Source organism: Lysinibacillus sp. S1 (assembly GCF_044986265.1).
Classification (GTDB): Bacteria; Bacillota; Bacilli; order Bacillales_A; family Planococcaceae; genus Lysinibacillus; species Lysinibacillus capsici.
Genome location: NZ_CP173154.1, coordinates 920,082 through 944,627 on the forward strand (window position 1 = coordinate 920,082; position 24,546 = coordinate 944,627).

Annotated in this window: 24 protein-coding genes, 1 pseudogene and 1 riboswitch; of the genes and pseudogenes, 6 read left to right on the top strand and 19 right to left on the bottom strand. The window is 39.9% G+C overall.

The features are described 5' to 3' along the window. Window positions 1-153: 153 nt before the first annotated feature. The 4 genes from ACHZEU_RS05000 to ACHZEU_RS05015 all read right to left on the bottom strand — a co-directional run bounded on the left by ACHZEU_RS05000 (window position 154) and on the right by ACHZEU_RS05015 (window position 2,257). Window positions 154-1,173 (bottom strand): 2,3-butanediol dehydrogenase, encoded by a 1,020-nt coding sequence (locus tag ACHZEU_RS05000; RefSeq protein ID WP_054550874.1) that lies wholly within the window; start codon window positions 1,171-1,173, stop codon window positions 154-156. Window positions 1,174-1,188: 15 nt separating this feature from the next. Further along, on the bottom strand, window positions 1,189-1,806 hold the full coding sequence (locus ACHZEU_RS05005; protein ID WP_259948774.1) for a TetR/AcrR family transcriptional regulator: 618 nt from the start codon (window positions 1,804-1,806) through the stop codon (window positions 1,189-1,191). Between the two features lie 98 nt (window positions 1,807-1,904). Next, complete coding sequence (locus tag ACHZEU_RS05010) at window positions 1,905-2,072, bottom strand: hypothetical protein (protein WP_167444835.1); 168 nt, start codon at window positions 2,070-2,072, stop codon at window positions 1,905-1,907. 62 nt (window positions 2,073-2,134) lie between these two features. Further along, window positions 2,135-2,257 (bottom strand): hypothetical protein, encoded by a 123-nt coding sequence (locus ACHZEU_RS05015; RefSeq protein ID WP_004229388.1) that lies wholly within the window; start codon window positions 2,255-2,257, stop codon window positions 2,135-2,137. Between the two features lie 29 nt (window positions 2,258-2,286). Further along, a riboswitch (cobalamin riboswitch) is annotated at window positions 2,287-2,479 on the bottom strand. A gap of 479 nt (window positions 2,480-2,958) precedes the next feature. Here ACHZEU_RS05015 and ACHZEU_RS05020 point away from each other — a divergent pair. Together ACHZEU_RS05020 and ACHZEU_RS05025 are read left to right on the top strand one after the other, a co-directional pair. Then, on the top strand, window positions 2,959-3,324 hold the full coding sequence (locus tag ACHZEU_RS05020) for a VOC family protein (RefSeq protein ID WP_404804116.1): 366 nt from the start codon (window positions 2,959-2,961) through the stop codon (window positions 3,322-3,324). A 241-nt stretch (window positions 3,325-3,565) separates the two neighbouring features. Continuing rightward, complete coding sequence (locus ACHZEU_RS05025) at window positions 3,566-4,507, top strand: C40 family peptidase (protein ID WP_404804117.1); 942 nt, start codon at window positions 3,566-3,568, stop codon at window positions 4,505-4,507. 341 nt (window positions 4,508-4,848) lie between these two features. Here the strand turns inward: ACHZEU_RS05025 and murF are convergent, their stop codons facing one another. Next, window positions 4,849-6,219, bottom strand: coding sequence for a UDP-N-acetylmuramoyl-tripeptide--D-alanyl-D-alanine ligase (gene murF, locus ACHZEU_RS05030; protein ID WP_254660028.1), 1,371 nt, complete (start codon window positions 6,217-6,219; stop codon window positions 4,849-4,851). Window positions 6,220-6,375: 156 nt separating this feature from the next. Next, window positions 6,376-7,770 carry a UDP-N-acetylmuramoyl-tripeptide--D-alanyl-D-alanine ligase gene (locus ACHZEU_RS05035; RefSeq protein ID WP_054550872.1) on the bottom strand — a complete coding sequence of 465 codons (1,395 nt, stop codon included), beginning with the start codon at window positions 7,768-7,770 and terminating at the stop codon, window positions 6,376-6,378. Window positions 7,771-7,910: 140 nt separating this feature from the next. Here ACHZEU_RS05035 and ACHZEU_RS05040 point away from each other — a divergent pair, with 140 nt between their 5' ends. Beyond that, window positions 7,911-9,122, top strand: a complete 1,212-nt coding sequence (locus ACHZEU_RS05040; protein ID WP_048390271.1) for an ATP-grasp domain-containing protein — start codon at window positions 7,911-7,913, stop codon at window positions 9,120-9,122. A 76-nt stretch (window positions 9,123-9,198) separates the two neighbouring features. On the opposite strand, the gene ACHZEU_RS05045 is transcribed toward ACHZEU_RS05040, so the two are convergent. From ACHZEU_RS05045 to ACHZEU_RS05095, 11 genes are all read right to left on the bottom strand, one after another. Continuing rightward, the gene (locus tag ACHZEU_RS05045) at window positions 9,199-11,391 is read right to left on the bottom strand and encodes a YheC/YheD family protein (protein ID WP_404804118.1); all 2,193 of its coding nucleotides are present in this window, start codon (window positions 11,389-11,391) and stop codon (window positions 9,199-9,201) included. A 79-nt stretch (window positions 11,392-11,470) separates the two neighbouring features. Further along, on the bottom strand, window positions 11,471-11,902 hold the full coding sequence (locus ACHZEU_RS05050; RefSeq protein WP_066037421.1) for a hypothetical protein: 432 nt from the start codon (window positions 11,900-11,902) through the stop codon (window positions 11,471-11,473). A 149-nt stretch (window positions 11,903-12,051) separates the two neighbouring features. Beyond that, window positions 12,052-12,702 carry an HAD family phosphatase gene (locus ACHZEU_RS05055; RefSeq protein ID WP_257961308.1) on the bottom strand — a complete coding sequence of 217 codons (651 nt, stop codon included), beginning with the start codon at window positions 12,700-12,702 and terminating at the stop codon, window positions 12,052-12,054. A 154-nt stretch (window positions 12,703-12,856) separates the two neighbouring features. Further along, window positions 12,857-13,219: a DMT family transporter gene (locus ACHZEU_RS05060; RefSeq protein ID WP_404804119.1), complete on the bottom strand. Its 363-nt coding sequence runs from the start codon at window positions 13,217-13,219 to the stop codon at window positions 12,857-12,859. A 13-nt stretch (window positions 13,220-13,232) separates the two neighbouring features. Continuing rightward, a complete protein-coding gene (locus tag ACHZEU_RS05065) occupies window positions 13,233-13,556 on the bottom strand; it encodes a multidrug efflux SMR transporter (protein ID WP_048390263.1) in 324 nt (107 codons plus the stop codon). Between the two features lie 25 nt (window positions 13,557-13,581). After that, complete coding sequence (locus ACHZEU_RS05070) at window positions 13,582-13,800, bottom strand: helix-turn-helix transcriptional regulator (RefSeq protein WP_004229412.1); 219 nt, start codon at window positions 13,798-13,800, stop codon at window positions 13,582-13,584. Window positions 13,801-13,811: 11 nt separating this feature from the next. Further along, a complete protein-coding gene (locus tag ACHZEU_RS05075) occupies window positions 13,812-14,450 on the bottom strand; it encodes a DUF2975 domain-containing protein (protein WP_257961310.1) in 639 nt (212 codons plus the stop codon). 118 nt (window positions 14,451-14,568) lie between these two features. Next, window positions 14,569-16,089 carry an osmoprotectant update ABC transporter permease/substrate-binding subunit OpuFB gene (opuFB, locus tag ACHZEU_RS05080; protein ID WP_404804120.1) on the bottom strand — a complete coding sequence of 507 codons (1,521 nt, stop codon included), beginning with the start codon at window positions 16,087-16,089 and terminating at the stop codon, window positions 14,569-14,571. Beyond that, window positions 16,079-17,035 carry an ABC transporter ATP-binding protein gene (locus tag ACHZEU_RS05085; protein WP_404804121.1) on the bottom strand — a complete coding sequence of 319 codons (957 nt, stop codon included), beginning with the start codon at window positions 17,033-17,035 and terminating at the stop codon, window positions 16,079-16,081. The genes opuFB and ACHZEU_RS05085 overlap by 11 nt, the downstream gene beginning before the upstream one ends. Window positions 17,036-17,128: 93 nt before the next feature. Continuing rightward, complete coding sequence (locus ACHZEU_RS05090; protein WP_404804123.1) at window positions 17,129-18,925, bottom strand: DUF2201 family putative metallopeptidase; 1,797 nt, start codon at window positions 18,923-18,925, stop codon at window positions 17,129-17,131. 3 nt (window positions 18,926-18,928) lie between these two features. Then, entirely contained in the window at window positions 18,929-19,987 is a 1,059-nt protein-coding gene (locus ACHZEU_RS05095; protein WP_404804124.1) for an AAA family ATPase, read from the bottom strand. A 146-nt stretch (window positions 19,988-20,133) separates the two neighbouring features. On the opposite strand from ACHZEU_RS05095, the gene ACHZEU_RS05100 reads away from it, so the two are divergent. The 3 genes from ACHZEU_RS05100 (at window position 20,134) to ACHZEU_RS05110 (ending at window position 22,934) form a co-directional block, all read left to right on the top strand. After that, complete coding sequence (locus ACHZEU_RS05100) at window positions 20,134-21,522, top strand: hypothetical protein (protein WP_048390250.1); 1,389 nt, start codon at window positions 20,134-20,136, stop codon at window positions 21,520-21,522. A 130-nt stretch (window positions 21,523-21,652) separates the two neighbouring features. Continuing rightward, window positions 21,653-22,411, top strand: a complete 759-nt coding sequence (locus tag ACHZEU_RS05105; RefSeq protein WP_048390248.1) for a glucosaminidase domain-containing protein — start codon at window positions 21,653-21,655, stop codon at window positions 22,409-22,411. Window positions 22,412-22,517: 106 nt separating this feature from the next. Then, entirely contained in the window at window positions 22,518-22,934 is a 417-nt protein-coding gene (locus ACHZEU_RS05110; RefSeq protein ID WP_404804125.1) for a hypothetical protein, read from the top strand. Here the strand turns inward: ACHZEU_RS05110 and ACHZEU_RS05115 are convergent. Both ACHZEU_RS05115 and ACHZEU_RS05120 read right to left on the bottom strand, forming a co-directional pair. Beyond that, entirely contained in the window at window positions 22,931-23,761 is an 831-nt protein-coding gene (locus tag ACHZEU_RS05115) for a C40 family peptidase (protein ID WP_404804126.1), read from the bottom strand. The two genes, ACHZEU_RS05110 and ACHZEU_RS05115, sit on opposite strands and share 4 nt — an antisense overlap. Further along, window positions 23,730-24,542 (bottom strand): annotated as a pseudogene (locus tag ACHZEU_RS05120) (serine hydrolase). The gene ACHZEU_RS05115 and the pseudogene ACHZEU_RS05120 overlap by 32 nt, the downstream one beginning before the upstream one ends. Between the last annotated feature and the right edge of the window lie 4 nt (window positions 24,543-24,546).

Below are 24,546 nucleotides of genomic sequence, written 5' to 3' on the forward strand. Positions count from 1 at the left end.
ATAGCAGATTAATTATATAAGTAAAAAGTGAAATATGAATGAAGTCCTAAAGGCAGTTTTATGACAAACAAATGTATTCCAATTGGTATTATATTATTAAGGTAGCCAAAAAAATCATAGCCAAACCTCAAGTTCGGCTATGATTTCAGACAATTACATGCTCATATTCACAAGAATTTTACATTGGCTACGATCCTTTGTTAAAGCTTCAAAACCTTTTTCCACGATATCCTCTATTGCAATCTGGCTTGTGATAACAGCTTGTCCATCAATTACACCACGAGCAAGTAATCGAATCACTTCAGGGAAAATATTCACATAGGCAAACGAGCCACTGATTTTTACCTCTGGAGAAACCACCGCATTAGGGTTAAATTCTACAGGTCTTTCCCAAACGCTGACGATTTTAAATTCGCCACCTGGATGAACAGCACTAACACCGCTTGTAAATGTTGCTTGCACACCTGCTGCATCATACGCAACATCTACCCCACCAGTTGTTTTTTCACGTATAAACGCTACTGCATCCGTATCAATTGGATTAATGACATACGTTGCACCTAATTCAAGTGCTTTTTGGCGTCGTTCATCGGAAACCTCTACGACAAAAATTTCACTTGCTCCCGCAGCCTTCACAGCCTGCAAGACCAATAAACCAATAGGACCCGCACCAAAAATAGCAGCTGTATCGCCAAGCTTTAATTGACTTTGACGAACTGCGTGAACCGCGACTGCTGTAGGTTCAACAAGTGCGCCTAGCTCTAGGCTCATATTGTCAGGAAGAAGGTGAATATTTTCTTCTTGTACAACTGCATATTCTGCAAATCCGCCAGAAATTGTATAGCCATAAGATTGACCACGTTTACATAAGTTGGAATAGCCACGTCGACAATTATCACATTTACCACATGGAATTGGTGGCTCCACTGCCACACGATCTCCTACTTTTGTCTGTGTAACGCCTTTTGCAACCTCTACAACGACACCTGCAAATTCATGCCCTAATACGGGTTGTGTACGGAATGCATAAGCCCCACCAACATATTCATGTAAATCACTACCACAAATTCCTGCAAAGGCAACTTTTACTTTCACCATGCCTGGTTCTAGTGCTGGCAGTTGTGCCTCCTCTACTCGAATATCTTTTACACCGTAAAATTTTGCTGCTTTCATTCTATTACCTTCTTTTTATAAGTTTGTTTGAAGACCATGTAACACGAAGTTCACTGCAAGCTCCGCAATCTGATCGGGTGTTGCTTGTAATGAAGAACGGTTTAAAAAGGGATTGTTCAACGAATACATTAATGTTCCCATAATAAAGTTCAGTGCAACATCAAGTGACTCGAAGTAGATGGTCTGTTGCTCCTGACAAGCCAATAAAATTGTCCGAAGTTGCTCCCAGGAAGGTAAAAACACATCCTTTAGCATCTCAAGCCTAGGACTATTCATGACTATTTCTTGCTGTAATATATCAATTAACTCATGCTCCTGGATTCGGTAAAGAACAAAGTTACGACAAAAGCTACGAAGCGCACCGATTGAATCTTGAACGTCATAATGAGCATTCATAAAGGTGTGGCGTAGCGGTTCAAATAATGCATTAAAGACATTTTCCTTGCCACCAAAATGATAGGAAACAAGTGCAAGTGACACATCTGCTTCTTCACAAATTTGTCTCACCGTGGTGCCATCAAAGCCCCTTGATGAAAACAAGGTTTTTGCCGCTTGTAAAATTTGATCCTTTACCTCTTTATTTTTTTCTTTTTGATCGATAGTTCTCACCTCTTTTTTTGAACAAACGTTCAAAACAATTGTTCAACGAAATTGTACGCCTACTATTATTAATTGTCAAAGCATGCGCTTATTAAAAAATGGCTACTTCGTTTTTCGAAGTAGCCAAATATCTATCCTCTTAATTCTTTCAAAACATTTGCGTACGCTGCTAAAATAGATTGCTCATGTGAAGCATCATGCCCAACATATTGTTCGACAAGCTCCTTTAAGGGTTTAGGCTCTTGCATAATTTCAAATTTGAATAAGCTTTCATAGTACTCAACAACTTGTGGATTCATGTGGACCGCTCCTTTAATTTTTTACATAAAAAAACATCTTTCCCTCATCAGAAAGATGTCTACTATGACAAATACACGACATAATACGGTGATTGCCAGATGGAAAGAAGCTTTCTATTAAACATAGAAGCACCCTTTTTAGCAATCATCGTACTATGAGCATGCAGGAGAAATTCTCTAGTCACACTCAACACCCCCTATCCGCGTAGGTTTTTTGGCTGTACTAGATAAAGGCAGGTCTCCTGGCTTATGTTCATCACACCTTTCACCTTCCCATTACGACTCGTAACAGTGGCCTTTTGAAATGTGCTCCCATTTACAGTTGCGGGACAGCGTCGGATTCACACCGATCTTCCCTTTTAAACAAATTAAAAAATCTAATTTGTACCTCTATCCTATTATTCCGTTTTTATTATTATACCATAGTATTAAATCTTAACAGAATAGAAATATTGGGCTTTTGAAGTTCTAAAGATTAGATTTAGAGCTCTATCCCTCTCTTTTGAGGTTTTATMCACTTAATTTGAAGCGCTATCCTCCACTTTTAAAGTTCTATCCACCAGTTTAAACCCTATCCTTCCATTTGATGATTCTATCCGCCAGTTTTTGAATTCTATCCTCTACTTTTGAAATTCTATCCGCTAGTTTAAACTCTATCCTTCCATTTGATGATTCAATCCACCAGTTTTTGAATTCTATCCTCCACTTTTGAAGTTCTATCCGCTAGTTTAAACTCTATCCTTCCATTTGATGATTCTATCCGCCAGTTTTTGAATTCATTCCTCCACTTTTGAAGTTCTATCCACCAGTTCAAATTCTATCCTCCCATCCATTTCAAATATTTAGAAATTACTCTATAATTAAGAAAAAAAGGGGGCGGTCTGAGATGATAATGGGTTTACATCATGTTCAAATTACAATTCCGAAAGGTTGTGAGGAGCAAGGGAAGGATTTTTATTGTCATGTCTTAGGACTTCAAGAATTAGAGAAGCCTGATTCTCTTAAAGGACGTGGGGGATTTTGGTTACAGCTTGGTCAACAGGAGGTCCATGTAGGGACAGAGGATGGCTTCGATCGTTTGACCACAAAGGCGCATATTGCGTATCAAGTAGCGGATATTCAGTATTGGCGGAAGAAACTCGCAGCTCATCAAATCAAGATACTCGACTCCGTGCCTATTCCTCATTACGCGCGTTTTGAATTCCGTGATTCCTTTGGTAATAGTGTAGAGATGATACAGAAAATCGTGTAGGCTGCCTCGTTTTGGGGCAGCTTTTTTCATGGAATTGTTCCATATTACATCTTACTGAAACATTTGTAATAAAACTGTAAATTCCCTTGATAAAGCCTTTTATAGCAAGTGTTGAAGCCCTCCCTTCAGTTACCCTGGTAACATTTACCGCTCAGAAGCCCTACTTTTTCATGCTACGATTATTTCCATGGCAAAGGTATACAGGAGAAATCCTACTAGATGCTTTAGGAGGTTACACAACATGAATAAACGATTTTTATCTACAACACTTGCATTAACAATTGGATTTAGTTCATTTGGAATGGTGCAAACAGCGATCCAGCCAATACAAGTAGAGGCTGCGACAACAAATGCTCAGAACAACGCACAGGCGGTAGCTGCAAAAGCAGACCAATTAATTCAGACTGGTAAAAGCTTAATGGGGCAAGCAACATACAGCAATTCGGTTTACAAGCCTACATACCCATACAAATTTTCTTGTGCTTCATTTTTAATGTACATCTTCGAGAAAAACGGGGTAGACCTTGGTACGTATAATGAAAATTATATGATTCAGCAAGGGACTTATGTAGCGAGAAACCAATTACAAAAAGGCGATTTATTGTTCTTTAAAAGTAAAAAAACAGGGACTGATCCCGACCATGTCGGCATGTATATTGGCGACAATAAAATCATCCATATGGCTGATACCAAACAAAATATAGTTATCTCTGATTTAAATAGTAAGCCGTATTATAAAGAAAACTATGTATCGGCACGTAGAGTATTACCTACTCTGCTATCAGCCAACCCTGCAACAAAAGGCGATAAAATTGTTGAGAATGCGCTGACTTATAAAAATAAAGTATCGATTAGCTCGACAACAAATGAGTCAAGTCTACGCTTTACCGCTCCAGCATTTGTCGATTTCATCTATCGTAAAAGTGGCGTTAAACTCGGATCAACTTCTTTAAGCGGTTTAATGAGCAAAGGATCAACTGTAGCGCGTGCTAATTTGAAAAAGGGTGATTTAGTCTTCTTTAATAGTGTGAAAGGTTCAAAAAAACCTTCTCTTGTAGGGATTTATGCAGGCGATCACCGTATCATCATCCCTAATTCCGATGGTGTCATGACAAGAGTATTATTTGTTGATTATTATGCTCAACACTATATTACTGCGAAGCGCGTTATCTCTACTAAATAACTCTACGCCCTGTTAAGTGCACTGACTTTTACAAGTACAGGTTTTACTTACTATGTCTTTAAGAAACATGGTATTGAGTTGAAGAATAAATTAGCAAACACAAGCTTTAGTTGGTAAACGTATTCAAAAATCTCAGTTTCAAAAAGTAGATTTATTATTCATCTCTACCAATAGAAATCACACAAACGAGGATCTATTATAGGGAGTAATCAATATATTAATATATTAATATGACTACGAACTGTTGTGAAACAAAGTTTAAGCATAACATGGGTAACAGCTCGGCGTGTTTTAAAATAAGTAAGAATTGGGTGTCTCATTCATTTTGAGACACCCTTTTTCTATGCGTTTTTTAGTTTATTGGCAAATTCGATCATGGATCTACTAGACATCGGTCCCTTAATTAAAACTATCGTGTCCGCATCTAGCTTTGGTTTCAATAATTCTAAAACGCCTGCTACCTCTTTAAACGTATGAACCTCTGCGCTGGTTCCATCCTTTTGCGCTTGATCGGCAATCTTCTCTGCCCTTTTGCCGATGGTAATCAATGTATCGATCTTTCTTACTGCTACCATGGAGCCGATTTCGCGATGATATTTTTCTTCAAAATTGCCTAATCGCTTTATATCCCCTAAAACAAGAATGACCTTTTTGTCTTTTCCCACCGTATCTAGCACTTTTAAGGCTGCCTCTACAGATGTTGGGTTATTTGTCCATGTATCATCAATAATCGTACTGTCACCAAGTCCTGTCGTAAATTCTAAATGTCTTGCCATCTGTTTAAATGTTCTTAGTCCTGCGATTGCCTGACGAATGGTCAGCCCCATTTCATGGCTAGCTGCAATCGCGGCTAAGGCATTATAGACCTGATGCTCTCCATAGCCTGGGACAAACACATTGTATGTTTCATCCGCTACCTCTAAAACAAATTTCATGCCCGTATTGGCAAACTCCACTTTCGAAGCCTTGTAATCTGCCGTATCCTGTAAGCCAAACTTGATAATCTTCCCTTTAAATCTTTTCAATGAGATTTTTTTAGTATTGGCATCATCAGCATTGATGATTAACGTGCCATCTTCTTTAATGCCTTCCACAATTTCTGCCTTGGCCTTAATATAGCCCTCCAAATTGAGACAGCCATCTAGATGATGCACACCAATGTTTGTAATGATGCCAATAGTTGGCTGATAGATCATACATTGATGTTTAATATTCCCCGTATTCCCTAAGCCTAATTCAAAGATAGCGGCTTGTGTTTTATCGTCAATGCCTGTTAAATAAGGTAATGATTGCCTTGGCTCGTTTTTACTACTGATGGATGCTTGCACTTGCCAATGCTTACTAGCAATATGTTTTAACATCTCTTTTGTCGTTGTTTTCCCACAAGTTCCTGTTAAAGCCACAACGGGAATTTCAAAGAGCCCACGATAATACTCGATAAATGTCCAATATGCCTGTGCAACACTTTTCACTTGTAAAACGGTTGTATTCTCCAGTGCATTTTTTAACTCTGTAGACGGTTTATCGGATATGATAAGAGACGGACCTTTCCGATCAATCTCTTGCCAATTGATTTGATCGTTTCGACTAACAAACAGGAGCGAATGGCTCTTTGTTAAATCATGCCGATTATAGTAGATCGCCTGCTTAACAGACCATTGTTCTGATCCGTGAATGAGCTTTCCCTGTAGGACATTCCTAAGTTTCTGCACACTAATGGATTGCAAGTGTACTACGCCTCCTCTCTTTATCAATCTTGTAGATGACTTATTTCTTCTCTTGATCTAGCGTGCTGCTTTTTGATCAATTACTATACCTTATTAGAAAGCTCTTCTATGTGGCACAGTCAATATCCTATATTAAAAAAGCTAATCAGCAGGTGGTGGAGGCTTTAGCTTTAGCTCCGTTGCTAGTTTAGAGACCTGTTTGCTATACATATCTCCCTTTATGAGAATGATGGTATTTTCATCCACAATCTTCTGCAATAACGGATAGACTAGCGTACTATTTTTAAATGTATAAACAGGCGCGCTAAATCCTAGCTTTACTGCATGATCAGCCATAATCCTTGCGTGTTCTCCAATGGTAATCAGGACATCCACGCCAATACGTTGAATTAATTCACCCGCCTGTTCGTGAATAATGTAGCCCCATGAACCTAAATCGGTAATCGTACCAATAACTGCAATCTTTTTCTTTCCGTCACCTAATTCATTCAACACTTTTAAGGCAGCCTCTAAGGAAGTGGTTGTAATACTCCATGTATCATCCAATAACATGGAATGATTAATGCCCTCAAAGAGTTGCAGTTGTTTTTTTAATTGACGGAATGATTGAAGCTGTTGTGCTGCGACTGGAATAGGGATCCCCATATCATGGACCGCGGCAATGGCAGCAAGAGCATTATAAACCTGATGCTCTCCAAACCCTGGTACAAGTATGTCATAGCTTTTTCTATCATGATGCAGAATAAATTTCATCCCTTTTTGATAGTAGTGGATATGGCTTGCGCGAAAATCACAGGAGTCATGCTTTCCTACCCTAATCAAACGCCCACGAAATCTCGAAACATCTATTTTTTTCGTATTCATATCTTCAGCATTGATAATTAATGTACCTTTTGGATGAATGATATCTAGCATTTCTCCCTTTGCTTGAATATAGCCTTCTAATGTTTTGCAATAATTTAAATGATGGGCTCCGATATTCGTAATAATACCGATTGTCGGTTTGAAATATCTCCCTGCATTCGTAACGTCTCCAGGTGAGCCCACTGCTGTTTCAAAAACGGCAGCCTCGGTTTCATCCTCAATGCCCAGTAAATATTGCAAAGAAGCCGTTCTAGAATTGCTGCTCAATGTCGTCGCAGTCACTTTCCGATCAGCCGAAAGAATATGTTTAATCATCTCTTTTGTCGTTGTTTTGCCTGATGTACCTGTGATCGCGACAATCGGAATATGAAACTGGCTGCGATAAAAATGGACAAATTTCCAATAGGCCTCTTCTGCATTCGCTACCTGTATCATAATGACATGATTGGGAATGTCAGTTGGCCGATAAGCTCTATCGGTCACTAGCACTAGAGGAGAAAGTGGCTCAAGATTTTTCCAATTAACAATACGTTTACTTGTAAAAAGTGCCGTATTGGACTTTTTCACTTGCTTTAATCGATAAGCCCCATGCTGAATCAGTGTATCCTCTGACCCGTGCACTAGATAGCCTGCCGTAATCATTGCTAAATTTTTCACCGAAAGAGGCTTCATATCTTTTCTCCCTCCTTTCTTTTCTAGTATATGTAACCTTTTAAAAGTTGCTTGGATGTAGACAAGATACATAACTAGAGGAAATCTATTTCATTGCATATATATAAAGGTGATTAAGTATCTAAGTACCAATAGAAGGAGTGATATACCTGAAAGCCATTGTATTTATCGGTACAAACAAATCTGGGTCTAGTCGTGAAGCAACAAGGGCAGCAGAAAAATTAGGCTACTTCACAGTACTTTTCACAAATAATGAAAAACAACTTCAGCAGCGCAGAGCCTACCCCGACATCCATAAAATGATACTCATTGATACTTTTGATATCGAGAGCATGAAAGATGAAATTGAGAAACTAGGAAAAGCTGGATTAAATATTAAAAGTATCGTTAGTTTTGTTGATCCATTTGTCCATATTGCTTCAATACTATGTGATGAATTTTGTCAGAACTATACATCCTCCAGTGCCATTGAAACTATGGAGGATAAAGAAAAAACAAGAAAGTTTTTACAAGACCAACCATACTCACCAAAATTTTCGCTCATGAAACCGAACGAACCTATAGCTAAAAATTTAACCTTTCCATTAATCGTAAAATCTCCTAAATCAACTGGCTCAAAAGATGTCTTACTAGCAACGGATGCCGACCAGCTCAATAACCACCTCAAAGCACTACGCAGTAAAAATCCCTATGAAACCATCATGATTGAAGAATATCTAGATGGCCCTCAATATTTAGTAGAGGCGGTTGTTTATCAACGACAACCACATGTCATTGGTATAATTGAGCAAGAAATTACGCAAGGAAAACGATTTATCATTACTGGCTATGGTGTTCTAGTGAAAGCCCCTAAAGACATCCAATCAGGCATCGAGGAGGTACTCCATTCCATCGTGAAAGCCTTTGGTATTGAGAATGGGGCTCTTCACTTAGAGCTTCGATTAACCCAAAATGGTTGGAAACTTATCGAGATCAATCCTCGAATTTCAGGTGGCGCTATGAATAATATGCTACAAGCAGCTCTAGGTTTTAGTTTAGTAGAAGAAACACTGAAGATTTTGCTAGGAGAACAGCCTAATCTGCAACCAAGACATAAAAAATTTGTGTATACAAAATATGTCATTGTGGAAAGTAGAGGAATTTTAGAAAAGGTTATTGGCAAGGCAAGAGCGACAAGATCAACTGGCGTCGTTGAAGTATATGTCAAACCGAGAAGAGGCACCCTCCTCACCCCACCTTTATCGATGGGTCATCGTTACGCCTATGTCATTGCAGAGGGAGCAACCTTGAAGGAAGCAAGAAATCACGCAATCACTGCAGCGAAGGAAATAAAATTCATTTTGAGAGTTTGAAAAAAATAACCCGAATAATTGCCGCTTGCCAGTGGACAGTTACTCGGGCTTTTTTATCTTCATCAGTCGTAAACGATTATTCTTCTTTAAACGTTTGATCTAAAAACTTCACGGTTTCAAACATATTGGTTTTACTTGCACCCTTCACAAGAATGGTATCATGGGGCTTAATGAGCTTTTCAAGGAGGGCATGCAATTGATCTTTATTAATAAAATGATGTACTCTGGATGGGTCCATGCCCTTCGCGATGGCAGCATTACTCATTTCATCTGTCCTAAAGCCATAGGTAATAAATTCATCGATGCCGATCTCATACACGTACTCTCCAACCTTACGATATTCCTCTTCCCTCAAGACACCAAGTTCTCGCATTTGCCCAATAATGGCTACCTTGCGATTTGTTGCGATATTCTTCAGTACATCGAGCGCAGCACGAACCCCCTGCGGATGAGAGTGTACTGTATCATCAATAACCGTTATATCATCACGGCAATTATAAATCGTTAAACGTCTTGGTGGTTTTTTAAAGTTGAGCCCTGCCTGAATATCAAGTGGACTAAATCCTAAAAGATCAGCCACTGCCACTGCATTCAATGCGTTGTATACATGATGTTCTCCTAAAATAGGAATATATAATTCTATTTCTTGCCCATGCAGCTTCATTTTAAAGGACATGCCGACATCTTTATATTGCAAATCATATGCACGGTAATCCGCTTCTTTTTTAATGCCTACCGTGATGATTTTCCCTTTATATTGCAATGTCTCTAAGTATCTTGAATTGTCATCATCTTGATTGACAATGAGTAATCCCTGTTGATCCATGCCATGAATCAATTCCGATTTTGCCTTGGCAACACCCCTTACATCTCCATCAAAGTTCCCAACATGGGCTAAGCCTATATTCGTTACAATACTAATATTCGGCTGGATGATGCTACAGTGATTGGTAATAATGCCTGGGTAAGCCATACCATACTCTAATACAACGGCCTGATGTGTATCATTGATTTCTTCCTTATGCTTTTTCGTATGCTCCGTCGTATTCCAATAATCCTTTGATTCAAATACATTCCACTTTTTCGATAAGATCGAACCCACAAATGCCTTTGTTGTGGTTTTCCCTGCACTTCCTGTAATCGCAATAATAGGTAGGGTTTTCTTTGCCTCCACCTGCTTCGTTTTTTGTTGGACAATTTTCTTTTTCAGCGGTTTTTGATTTTTGGCAAGATACATGGCATAACGGATAGAATGGATGACCACATCTAATTCCAAGTAAAAGGCAGGAGGACAGCCTGGGCGCCAATTGACCTCATACATCCAAATTTTTTGATTTTGATCTAACCCTACATCAATGCCAATTTCATCAATAACTTCCCCAAATTTCGCCATTTGAATTTCATCCAGATGATGTGCCAGCGCCAGTGAAAAATGCTCAAGCATTCGCCGAATATTATAGGCCTCATCCTTAAACTCCTGCTCCAAAAAAGGATCTAAATAATTGGTATAGCCACCGTTATTAATATTCGGTATGATGGAGCCATTCGGTGCAATGCGTGGATACACCGTTGTCACTACCCATTTACCTTCTCCATTTTTTTGAACATGCAGGCGGAAATCATAGACCTGACCAGATTTTGTAACAGATTGAATATACGGCTGCATAATAAAGGTGCCAGACGCAAGTTGCTCCTTTATCAATGCATCCAATTGTGGCTTTGTATAGGTTGTCGTGGTGCTATCCTTTCGCACCTCAAAATATTTGGCTCCCGCCTTCGTTATAAAATAAATACCCTTCCCTTTTCGTCCATCAATTGGCTTAAACACCACTCGTTTATAATAATTAACGAACTTATGAAATAAATCGGCATCCTTTACAATTTCAGAGGGAATCAAATACTGTTCAAATTCCTTCGCTTCCTTTAATCGTTTCATCACATTCCATTTGTTCCCGATTGAATGGGTTGTGAATGGAATCTCCTCTTTTAAACGGTCAATAATCTCCTTCGAGACAGATAATTTCTCAGGGCTTCCTGCATTATAGATAACATCAGGAAAGGGCATTGTTTTCTCTTGCCATTGTCCATTCTCATAGACCTTTGCTCGAATAGAACGTTTGGCAAAGTCCACACTTTTAGGTGTGAAGTAAAAAAATGTTGCGCCTTCAGCTTTCGCAACTGCTGCAAAGGCATAGGACTTGAGCACTGTTGTTGGATCAAGTCGATGATGCAGCATACCAATAATCGTCATAGCTAAACTTCCTTTCATTAGATTCTCTCTCTATTACATTCACTTTGTATCCCTTGCATATAGACAGATGCTCTAGCTTTAGTAGTTTAATATGGTACTACCATTTCGGCTCTATGATAAATTTTCCCTTCAACATGTCTGGTTTTAAGAGCTGAATGGCCGATATACCACTGAGTTCAATAGATTTCTTTGTACTTGTTTTTTCTAACCTCACCACATCTGCAATCGAATTTGTATCGTTTCCTTCATAATCAAAAGCACGCAACAATGATACTGTGCCACGGCAACGCTCTCTATCAACATCCTCAATGCGGAAAAACTCTGTCTCAAACTGTTTCACTGTATCCAATAAGCTTAAATGAGCACCACTATGTGTAATTAAAAAAAATGGAATCGTATCACTCCCGACAATTTTAATAAGTAGCTGACCAAAATATTTAGAATGAAAATTCATCATAATATCCTGAAGATCCTTTAAATCACTTAAAGCTTCACATAAAAAGTGATTTCTTTTCTTATCACTATTCAATTCGTAGCCCCCTCTCTTAGTTTGACTATACGATTTGATCCGTGTAAGTTGCCCTCTCGTTATCATATGTTGCGACAAAAAATATGGCGACTTCTTCCTAAAGAAACTAAAAAAACCTCCACCAATGAGGGGGAGGCTTTTGCAAAAGCTTATGTTGCGAGGAGATCATGTATTGTATATTGTTCTAATGCAGTAACGGTATGGTGTTTTGTATTGAATGGTAATTGCTTGGTAATCTCGTTCGGAATGACCACTGTATAAAGCCCCGCTGCTACAGCGGCTTGTGCGCCATTCGGTGAATCCTCAATTGCCATGGCCTCACCAGCCTCTACTCCTAATTGTTCAAGCGCCTGCAAGTAAAGCTCTGGATCAGGCTTAACATTTGTCACCGTGTCAGCGCTACAAAAGCAATCAAAGTAATGTCGGATACCCAGCCGATCCATATACACATCAATCCATTGACGACTGGAGCTACTAGCAAGTCCAATCTTCAAACCCGCTTCCTTTGCCTGCTGTAGCAATGTTAAAATACCAGGTCTTAGCGTTTCCGTTTCCATCCATTGTGCATGGCGTTGCTGAATGGATGTTTGAAAAGCCTCCACATCCAGTTGTATGTGATGATGTGTAACAAGATATGTATAGGGATTAAAGGTTTGAAGATTGGTCCCAAGGCACTTAGCATAGGTTGCTAACGATAATTCAACACCATATTGTGCATAGGCATCCTTAAAAACGTTATACCATGCTGTTTCCGTATCAATGATTGTACCGTCAAAATCAAAAATTAGAGCTTTTATCATCAAATTCCCCCATTCTATTGGTTTGCACTGAACTAAGCCTAGGTTTTGGCAGACCTATCCGTCGATTTTCTAATCCTATCCATCACTTTGCTAATCCTATCCATCAATTTAGACCCGCTATCGACTACTTTCGTATCTCTATCCGCCTATCTCCTCAAGCATCTGACCCTTTTGCTAGGCTATCCACCACTTCTTTACCTTTATCCCCCTGATTCAACAAGATAACGCCTCCTATAATGAGGACAATACCGATCGCAGAATAAACAGTAAAAATATCGTGCCAAATGACAATGCCTACCAGAACGGTTAAAGCTGTGCCGACACCTGACCAGATAGCGTAGGCCAAGCTTAATGGCATGGTTTTTAAGCAGAGGGATAGGCTATAAAACGAAATACCATAGCCAATTGCTACCGCCAAGGATGGAACGAGGACAGTAAAGCCGTCTGAGAACTTCAGCATGGTTGTTGCAAAGACCTCGCTTATAATCGATAGTTTTAAAAATAAATAGCCTTTCATCCTGTTCAGCCTCCTAATGACCACCAGCAAGATTGAGTACCACAACACCCAAGATAATGCATAAAATCCCTAATACCTTCTTGCGATTAAATCGTTCCTTATAGAGGACAACTCCCACAATAGCGGTTAACGCTGTCCCTAAACCTGCCCAAATTGCATAGGCTGTGCCAATAGGAATCACTTTTAATGTTAAGGCTAAACAATAAAATGCCGTTCCATAGCCTACTACTACGCCAATTGATGGCCCAATTCGTGTGAAGCCCTCAGTACGCTTGAGCAAGGAACTGGCAAAAACCTCTGCTATGATAGCGAGCATTAAAAAACTAAAAGCCGTCATTCAAAAAATCCTTTCTGCTTTGCTTCTAGATGTCATCTTCTTCCTCTACATACTCCAATATATCTCCTGGCTGGCAGCCCAAAGCTTTACAAATGGCATTTAATGTAGAAAAACGTACGGCCCTTACTTTGCCTGTTTTTAAATTAGAGAGATTGACAATCGAAACATCTACCCTCTCTGCAAGTTCACTCAGCTGCATTTTACGATCCGCTAGCATACGATCTAGTCGAATAATTATGGTCATGTTTTCACTTCCTAAGCTGTTGCATCATATTCATCCTGAAGGAATGCACCGTATCGGAAAATACGTGCAAAGGTCCAAATCACCACACCACATAGTAAAAGAGTCCAGTGAATGCCTGTAAAATGATAGCTAATCCCCTTGATCAAACCCGTCTCTACAAATCGGGACTCCAATTGGAATTGTTGCATAATCAGATAGACGGTATATGTACGAAATGCATTTACTGTCAAGCTCAATACAATCACACAGTAGGCAATTCTCTCCATTTTTTTACTATTAGCGAGTGAAAATACAATACCTTTTGATAAGTTACTTAATATATTCCTCACTTGTACAATAATCATTAATAAAATAGCTATGTATATTGTAGCAGTAAATAGAAAGGTCATGACATCTTTTTTTGAATAGTGAATGTCCCTTGTCACATGGTCTGCCAGCTTCATTTCCAATCCTTCTAACTGAACGGCAGCGGTCACACTGCCCTTTGCTAATAAATGATTCACTTGTTGCTCTGATACCACCATTGCTCCCACCATAAAAATCGCGAGCATCGTCAAGACAAAAATCATCATCACCATGATGATGGTAAAAGCGGTACGAAGCCCCTTTGTCATCCATCGAAATTCTTTACTTTGAATTGTTTGCCCCATTATCAACCTCTCCCTCCTTTCTCTCTATTATACATCCCCTTTTATCTCTATCAATAATTTTTTAATGTTTATCATTAATAAATTATTGATAAAAATAAACCCTCTAAAGGTAGAGGGTTTATTTTAATAATCCTATCTTTACTAAATATTCTTTTGCTACTTCTGCTGCAAGCTTTCCTTCTACATTCACCTGATAATTCATTTCTCGCATTTCATCATCTGTAATGTGATCAGCTAGTTGATTTAACGCTTCTCCAATCTCTGGATAGTCAATCAGCGTTTCTTTCCTTAGTAAAGGCGCTCCCTGGTATGGTGGGAATAATGCTTGATCGTCCTCCAATACACGTAGCTTGTATTGACGAATTTCACTATCCGTTGAATAAGCATCTAGCAAATTAATATCACCTGATTGTATTGCCTGATAGCGAAGCTTTGGCTCCATCGTTGCAAGTGCCGTAAAGGCTATCCCATACCGTTTTTGTATGCCAACATAGCCATCCTCACGGTCATTAAATTCTAATGTAAAGCCTGCTTTCACCTTCTGCTCTATCGGTTTAAGATCAGAGATTTTTTGCAGTTGATAGCTCTCAGCCAGCTCCTCTGATACAGCGAGTGCATACGTATTGTTATAGTTCATGGGGCTTAGCATGACCATATCAAATTGCTCCTGCATCCCCTCTTTTGCCTGAAGATAGACGTCCTCTTGGTTATTATTAATGGCTTCTTCCTTTAAAAACTCCGAAATAGCGGTGCCTGTAAATTCAGGATAAATATCAATGCTGCCCGATTTCAATGCATTAAATACAAATGAAGTTTTACCAAGCCCTGGCTTTAATGTCACCGTTAAATCGGTCTCCTGCTCAATTAATAATTTATACATATTGATGAGAATCTCAGGCTCCGCACCAAGCTTTCCTGCAATGACAATTTCATCTTGCTGTTTACTGCTTAGGAGCGGGAAGAAAATCATTACCAGTGCCGCTAAACTAATGAGACTCAACGTCGTTATTGTTTTTTTAAAGGACAGAGATTCTAACTTTTTAAGCGCCACATCAAAAATCAGGGCTAAAATAGCAGCGGGAATGGCTCCTATAAGAATGAGTGCCGTGTTATTTCGGTCAATCCCAAGTAATATAATATCTCCTAAGCCTCCTGCACCAATTAAAGCAGCTAATGTTGCTGTCCCCACAATCAGCACCATTGCTGTCCGAATACCAGCCATCATAACAGGCATAGCAAGTGGTAGCTCAACCTTTACTAAACGCTTTGATCGATTCATTCCCATAGCTAATGCCGCTTCTTTCAGTGATGGGTCAACTTCATTGATGCCCGTGTAGGTGTTTCGTAGAATAGGCAACAGCGCATAGACGACTAACGCAATAATTGCGGGAACTTTCCCAATACCGAATAAAGGGATTAATAAGCCGAGCAACGCTAAGGAAGGAATCGTTTGCAGCACAGCACTGATTCCAATAATACTCTCGGCTATTTTCTTTTTATTGGTTAAATAGATACCTAGGGGAATAGCGATGAGGACAGCAAAAAATAGCGCAATAAAAGAGATTTGGATATGCTCTAGTAATGCAGCCAGCAGCTGTGCCTTCCGTTCCTGAAATACATCTACCACATTAGCCACCATGTACATGCCCTCTTTTCTTAGAATCCGCTGCTAAATAACGAAGCGTGGAAGCTCTTGTCACCATGCCAATGAGCTTGCCATTCTCTTCGACACCTAACACGTCATGCTCGGCTAATTTTTCAAGAATCGTCGGAAATGGGGCATCAACAGGAATGGTATGCCCAAAGTCGTTTGTCACTGTGATTGGCTGTAACACATCATGGATCGTAAACAATTGATCCGACTGCTTACCTCCAATAAACTGTTGGACAAAATCATTTACAGGATTTTGTAGTAATTGCTGTGGAGTGCCTATCTGAACAATTTCGCCATCTTTCATAATACAGAGACGATCTCCTAATTTCAGTGCTTCCTGCATATCATGTGATACAAATACAATGGTTTTCTGGATGGTACGCTGCATTTCTAGTAGATCATCCTGTAGTTTGGTGCGACTAATAGGGTCTAGCGAACTAAAGGGTTCATCCATTAAAATAATTTCTGGGTCAGCTGCAAAGGCACGAACAACGCCAACCCTTTGCTGTTCGCCTCCTGACAGCTCCTTTGGCTTACGCTGACGATATTTCGCTGGCTCCAGACCCACCAACGCTAATAGTTCGTCTACACGCTGATGGATTTTCGTTTTACTCCATTTCTTCAGTTCTGGTACAACCGCAATATTTTCCTCTATTGTCATATGCGGAAATAGGGCGATTTGCTGTAGTACATAGCCAATACTCCAACGCAGCTCATGGATATTATAATCGCTAATTCTTTTATCATTGATCCAGATGGTGCCTGCTGTTAAGGGTATTAATCGATTAATCATCTTCAACAAAGTAGTTTTGCCGCATCCACTAGGGCCAATAATAACAAAGAATTCACCCTTTTTAATTTCTACATTTAGCGCTTTGACAGCTATTTGGTTGTTATCATATTGTTTTGAGACATTGTCAAATGTAATCATCTGTCATCTCCTTTAAATATGTGCTCATGAAATGCGTTCACTTTTTATATTTCACCAACAAAAATCATTTCAAACATTTGTAGATAGCTGCAACTATTTCATTCTAAATATCTCGCCTTTGGGCACAAACGGTAGCTTGGCCCCATGTGGTAGTACGAAGGCATGCTGTCTTTTAATGGCTAAACGATCACATTGTCCATCTGTAATAATCAGAATAGGACCATCCTTTGGAAAATCCTGTGCTGCTTCAAGTAGCTGTATACCAGGCTGTAACACTGTGCCTCCTCTACCTCTTACCTTCACTTTCGTTAATAGTTCTTCAGGGGCTAGATAGCCCGCGTCATAGGCAACAGCATCACAAAATATAACGCGAACAAAGGGGACATCTCTAGCGATGCTATAGCTCGCTATTGTGCCGAGTGCTTTTCCTAGTAAGAGACGGTCCATGGAGCCTGATGTATCAATAAGGACTGCGAAAGTACGTCCATCTTCCTCACCACTTTGATGAATCCATCTTGGTCTAGCTATATCAGGTGTCGATGCTTGCCTTCTACTGGGGCGGGTATACGTTCTAACTTTCTCTATCGGTTGAAACATCCGATCAAACCATTTGGCTAATGCCACATCCCAGGCAATAGGAGGCTGTGCTAGGCTACGAATTTCCTCAATGAGCCCTTGTGGCAAATATCCTCTCTCTTGGGTTATATGATAGCTTAACCCTTGACTCAATGCCCTTCTATAAAAAGCATCTAAATCCACGCCAACCTTGCCTTCCCAAAAATCTGGCGGATTCGTTTCGATCATATCTCCTATGCCCTGCCCTCGAAAGGTTCTTAATTTGCGATACATCCTAATATCTGTAACTATACGATCATAAATAGATTCGGCTGAAAGTCCTTTTAATGCTGGATCATATAGCCCGCCAAATGCTGGCATCTCGCCGATTTGCATATCGATGAGCCAGCCATTGATAACATAATCACAAGCAACATTCCATAAGTAAGGATCACGTCCTTGTCTGCGGGTCGCATGGCTTAAACCTGCATGCAGCAATTCGTGTGCCATGAGAAACCGCATTTCCTCATCGGTCATTCCCACCGCCGTATTCAAATAAATTTCCTTTGTTTCAACTGCAATGGCTGCGACCGAAATATCCATTCTTGTGCAAATAAGTGGGTCTTCAATGATCGTAAAATCTGCTGCCAAAGCACCAAATAAGGGATAGGAGCTCATAAACCAAGCCTTTGCGCGCTGTGCTTGTGTTACCCTCGTTGTGCCTCCCAATGTATTTTCTACCCCACCCGCTACTCGAATGGCACTTTGCACGGCTTTCGATAAACCTTGTGCAAATAATGTAGCGAAATTACTATTCCCTCGATAAAGATAGCCTGTTTGATTTTGTGATATAACAAAGTCCACTTGACCTGGCATTGTACTATAGCCTTTCAAATCATCTGGCACACCTTCGCGTAAAAATCTTTCATATAATTTTTCCTCAGAGCTAATGTTCTCAAAAAGAGGATTACTCATTTCCTTTGGTGCTTGACCAAATTTTAGCTCTGCTAAAAATTTTGTTATATAGCAGTCACAGGCAATATTCCACAGCTCCTGCTGCTCTTTTGGTTGATGATGATGTAAGCCTAGGTGTAGCAAGCAATGCGCTATCACATAAGCCCATTCATTTGGCTGACCTTTTTTATCCTGATTCACATAAATAACACCTGCGCTTGTAACGTAAGCCCAATCCTTTTGGGGCATGCTTTCGTATTGCATGTAAACAGCATGACATAACGCCTCGAACAGGGGATGTGTAGAGACGATGTCATGCCCACGTGCGATGGCTTTCTCATTTTTATGCTCCTGCTGTGATGCTTTCTTCTTTTTGGCCATAAGCTACCCTTCCTTTTTGGCTACTAAACGAGGTAAATCTCGGATAACCTCCAGCATAAACCAGGCAGGCAATGCTTCACCCTTTTGCTCTGATACAACCATCTGTGCAATTTCTAAGCTGATGGATGATAAGTCCTTGATCAAGTCTTTGGCTCGAAAGGCTAATTGCCGTTGATTGCCCTTCAATGTCGTATGCTCGTTCGGAAGCTCCTTCAGTAACTGAGCACGGAAGGATTGTGCCATGAAATAAAGCAAATCTCTTTCATCAGGTTGATCGGGCCAACGTAATTCTCCTTGAATAATTTTAGCGAGATCATATTTACTTTGCACTTGCTTGATAAAGGCTTTAAATTGACTGGCAGTATGCGCGGATAGGCAGCTACTTGCTAATAGATCAATTGTTTGTTCTTGTAAGCTATTGCCATATGCATACAAACAATCACTTAACATATGCCATGAACGAGGCGTGGAGAAGGGTTCTTCTGTTTTCGGTGGTTCGTTCCATAAATGATCGGGACGCATTTGAATATACTCAATCACATATGGATGTATTTCATGTGCATAGGCCCATTCAAGCCAATCTTTATGCGATGCCCTCAGCTGAACATGAACCATCCGATTGATTAATGCGGAGGACATCGGCTTCACAATCGCGTTATCCTGAGCCCGATTGCCTGCACCAATAACAATCGTACCCTCTGGCAATGTAAACTCTCCAATTCTGCGTTCCTGAATAAGACTATAAAACGCTTTTTGTACTTCCTGTGAGCAAGCATTTAATTCATCTAAAAAAAGGCAATAAGGTTCATCGCGTGCAATCATTTTGGGTGGACAAAAAACACTGTAGCCATCCTTAATCTGCGGAACACCAATAATATCCTCAGGTGCTAGCTGACTGCCCAATAACGATACACAATGTAGCCCTAATTCACTAGCAAAATTTTCAACAATCGCTGATTTCCCAATGCCAGGTGCTCCCCAAATAAAAACTGGTCTTATTGTCGCTACATTCAGCAGAAAATCATATAGCTGTTTTTGTGTCACATTAAAAATCGTATTCAATCAAAACGCCCTTTCAACTCATTGTTTTAAAGGTTAATAATACCATTTTCTATGAAATTAATCTTGTCTCTACCATTCTATGAAATTGACTGCCAATTACTAGCTGTGAGAAAATAATAAAAATTGTAGTAGAGAGGTCGTGACCTATGCATAATGGCTTTCAGTTTTTGGCGATTTCACAACTAGCAAAAAGGTTTCCAGCAGACTCTTGGTGGGCAAAGTTTTACAAGGATTTTAGTGAGGATGATCTAGTAGCGTACTATGAGGGGGATTTAACACTTCCCTCTCTTGATTTGGACTGGGATATGCCATTCCCACAACAGGACAAGACCATTCTCATTTTCATCAATGGTCATCTAACCGTAGACACCCTCTATAATTTAGAGACAGATGGGGCAATTGGGCTGATAGTGATGGGCAATGTACTTTCTAAAAATATAGCTGTAGGTGGTCAGGAAATCTATGTGCACGGGCATCTGACAGTCGAGAATATATTATGTGGCTCCTACAATCATGGCGAAACGATCGTTAATGGCAATCTTCAGGCAGCAATTTTGGTTCAAGATGATGAGTATCGCATTAACGTAAAGGGTCAGAAGTCGATTCCTTGTATCGTAAATATATGGCACGGAGATGGCGTTTTTCAGGAACTCCCTATCCGTATTGAAGATGTATTAGTAGACGAGATATTTTTACCTGAGGATGAGGATGACATCGGCTTTTCCTTCACTTCACTCGTGGAAATTCTAAAACAAGGGCGTTCTGCACTCACTCAATTTACAAGCGTTCCTCAAAGGACAATAGCAGCTCCTATTTATTTCACGCACCATTCGATCAATGCGGAAAACATACTGAAACTGACTTCATGTATTCTGATGACACCTGACAAACCTTCTTTCGATTTGACGGAACAGGATGTTTATTTTATGATCCAACGCGCACATACCAATGCTGATGGAGATGTACGCAATGATAGTATTTATATATTGACCTCGCAGTGTCATTATTTTATTTGGCTTAATGAGGATCAATCCGTCTCTCTCTTGACAAAAACACTAGATGAAGAAGCTGAATGGTGGGATATTACAGCATCCCCCCAGGAGGATTTAGTGGATTTACAACAGCACTGGCTGATGTTGTTAACCTGCATCAATGTAGCAGAACTTTACTTGCATAGTATCGAGGTGCGAGATGTACAACAAATTCTCCAGCATCCTACGATTCTGGATTTAGACGATGAACATGATGGATTGTGGGATGGTTCCAAATGCTATAGCTTCCGTCAAACCTATTTGGATGATGAAGGCGATAGGATACATGCTCGCATTGAAATTATGACGCCTGATGAAGCGTATTATTTTTATACGCTCGAAAATCAATCCTATGTTGCTCGCCACTATCAGCCTCCTAACGTTTTTGGTCGACAAGAGCTATCTTATTTAAATACGATTCAATGGGAAGCGTCCGAGCGATATTTTGAGAGATTCAAACAATTTATGTCTCAGAATTTTAAGATAGATTTAGGAACTAATTAAGGCAAGAAACGTTCTATGAATGATGAAGTCTATTCAACTATACATCTCTTTCACTCTCTGTAATAATGAGAGATAGCTAAACTTTTAATAGAAGGGAGGGAGATGTGGTCACGACCAACATCCAGCTACAATGAAATACGTGCTAAACTTTTTTAAAGGACTTATGATTGCCGTTGTTGTTATTTGTATTTCGTTTTATATGGTGACACAGTTATTTAATACGACTGAAAGAGAAGAGTCTGTGGTTATTGATGATCGTCCAAGTGTGGAAGAGTTTATCGGTGAGATTGCAGAGACCGCACGAGATCTTGGTGCTGACAATGACTTATATGCATCCGTGATGATTGCTCAGGCGATTCTAGAAAGTGAGCATGGGCAAAGTGGACTTGGCTCTGCCCCTAATTATAATCTTTTTGGAATGAAAGGCAGCTACCAAAATAATTCCGTCACACTCGAAACCACAGAGGATGATGGGTCAGGCAACCTTTCTACCATCATGGCTGACTTCCGCAAATACCCTTCCTATGAAGCATCCATGCAGGATTATGTAAAATTAATGCGTAATGGCGTGTCATGGAATAAAGATTTTTACGCAGGCGTTTTCAAAAGCAACACAACTACCTATACAGATGCGACCAAGTTTTTAACAGGCTCCTATGCAACTGATTCGGCTTACAATGAAAAATTAAATACATTGATCGCAAAATATGACCTTCAGCAATATGATAGCCCTGTAAAAGATAAGAAAACCATCACGGTGGCTGATGGAGATTCACTTATGAAGATTGCCGAAGCCTATAATGTGAAGGTGACATCACTTAAGCAGTGGAATCAGCTTCGAACAGAACGTCTTGAAGCAGGCCAGCAACTTAATATTTATCATTATTAACATAAAACGTCCATGACTCATCAAGGAGTATGGACGTTTTTTCTCATGAAACTTATTCGTTTGTCTAAACGTCTTAATGTAAAAATGCGGAAAGGATAGGAACACAGTGAAGCGTACACAATTGCTCAGTCTTCTCGCCGTTAACCTTATGCTATTGCCATTGATTCAGCTTAGCTACCACCTATATTTCATAACAAAAATAGCAGAGGGTTCCTTTTATCTTATTATTTTGCCCGCTCTTATTATTTTATCGAACCTCTTACTATGTTGTAGTTGGCAAAGAGTAGCAGCCTCTATCCATTGGACTTTTATCTATGTGGGACAAGGCACTTCTATAGCCTGTTATTTTGTGTGGCATTATGGGCAACTAGAGCCCTATCCAGATATGCCCCCAGGTGAAGCAGTGTTTGATTTATGCATGAGTACATTTTTAATTGGGCTCTGGCAGTTTATCGTGTTAGCACTGATCCATCTCAGTACATTTATCATCCTCAAGATGGGACTGACCTTTAAAAAAGCTTAACTAGTCTTCTGTGAGTTATATAAAGTACCTACTGCTAGTATGGTCGTGGCTAAATCCTGTCGATAGAGAGGATGTTTGGCATCTAGACTATTAATGGTTACTTCATTACCACCTAACGATGAATGGACATACAAATCATCACCCATGTATAGAGCAATATGACCTGGAAAATAGATTAAATCACCCTTCTGCATTTGGTCTTGGTCTATGTTAACAATAGGGAAGCCCTCTACTATTCGGGCATCACGATAAATATAGACACCGTTTAACATATAGGCCATTGAACATAAACCAGAGCAATCAATACCCAGTGGCGATTTGCCGCCCCAGCGATAAGGGGCCGTTAAGTAGCTGAGCGCTGTGTCCACCACATTTTCTCGGAACTGCTGCTCCGATAATGAATGTGCTGTTATTTTTGGTTGTAGCCATTTTGTTCGAACATACCCTATTTGTCCTGACACTAGCTGTACAGCCGACCATTCTTCAGGTACTGCTTCGTCTGACATCACACGAATGGAAGAGCCTCTTACAAGCGTTAGCAGCTTTGTACTTTGAATACGTGGCTGCTGCAAAACATCTGCAAAGCTTTGACACACTACATACTGTGCATCTTGTTGCCATGTAGATGCTAGTGCTTCCTCTTGCAGTAAGTCTGCCTTCTGACAATAACCCTCGTAACGATAGGCCGTTTGAATAGAAACCCAAGCTTCATTGACATCCCTGATGATCTCTACGGTCATCCCATAAAGCACTTCATCGACTAGTTCAGAATCTTTATCTGGCATGGCATGCAAACTAGCAATCATGGTTGTAACGATAGCCTTCATCCTTCTCCCCCTTCCGCTTCACCAACTGGTCATAGACAACTTTTGATAGACGACCAATGAGTTGGCGCGCCTGATCATTGTCCGTTACATTTGTTATAAAAACACCCATACTATAATCGACTGCATTCGTGTAAAATATCCCTACATCATGATCGACTGTATCCAGTCCGCCTGTTTTATGTGCCAGCCTCACATCCTCTACTAGATAGCGCTTTAGGGAGTCATGTATACGCTGACGGCTTAAAATATCAATGACTAGTTTATTGTAGGGAGGCGATAAAAGCTCTTGCTGATAGATTTGCGTATAAAGATGTGCCATATCCCTTGCTGATGTGCGATTATMTATGCCCTTTGCTAGCCGCTCCACATCCATCATTTTTCGCTGTAGCAGTGTGTCCTGTAAACCGATATGMTGAAAATAGTCATTCAAATATTCCATGCCAACTACATCRATTAAGACGTTCGTAGCTGTATTATCGCTAGTAATAATCATCCACAATAGCAGATCATAGAAAGTGCTTTGTGTAAGTCTTTGTTCACTAATCACACTAAAATCCACCCAATCAGTTGGTGAAATCGTAAGCGTAGAATTAAGTGATAATTTGTTTTTCTATATATATGAGAGCAAGGCTAACAGAATCGGCACTTTGATTAAACTTGCACTTGAAAATGAAGTCTCTAGCTGATGACTGATGAGCAACTGATTCGTTGTTAGATTTTTAATAAACAAATGTACGTTATAGGGCGATTCTTGAATAAGTGTAGTAATTCTCTGCTCCATAGAC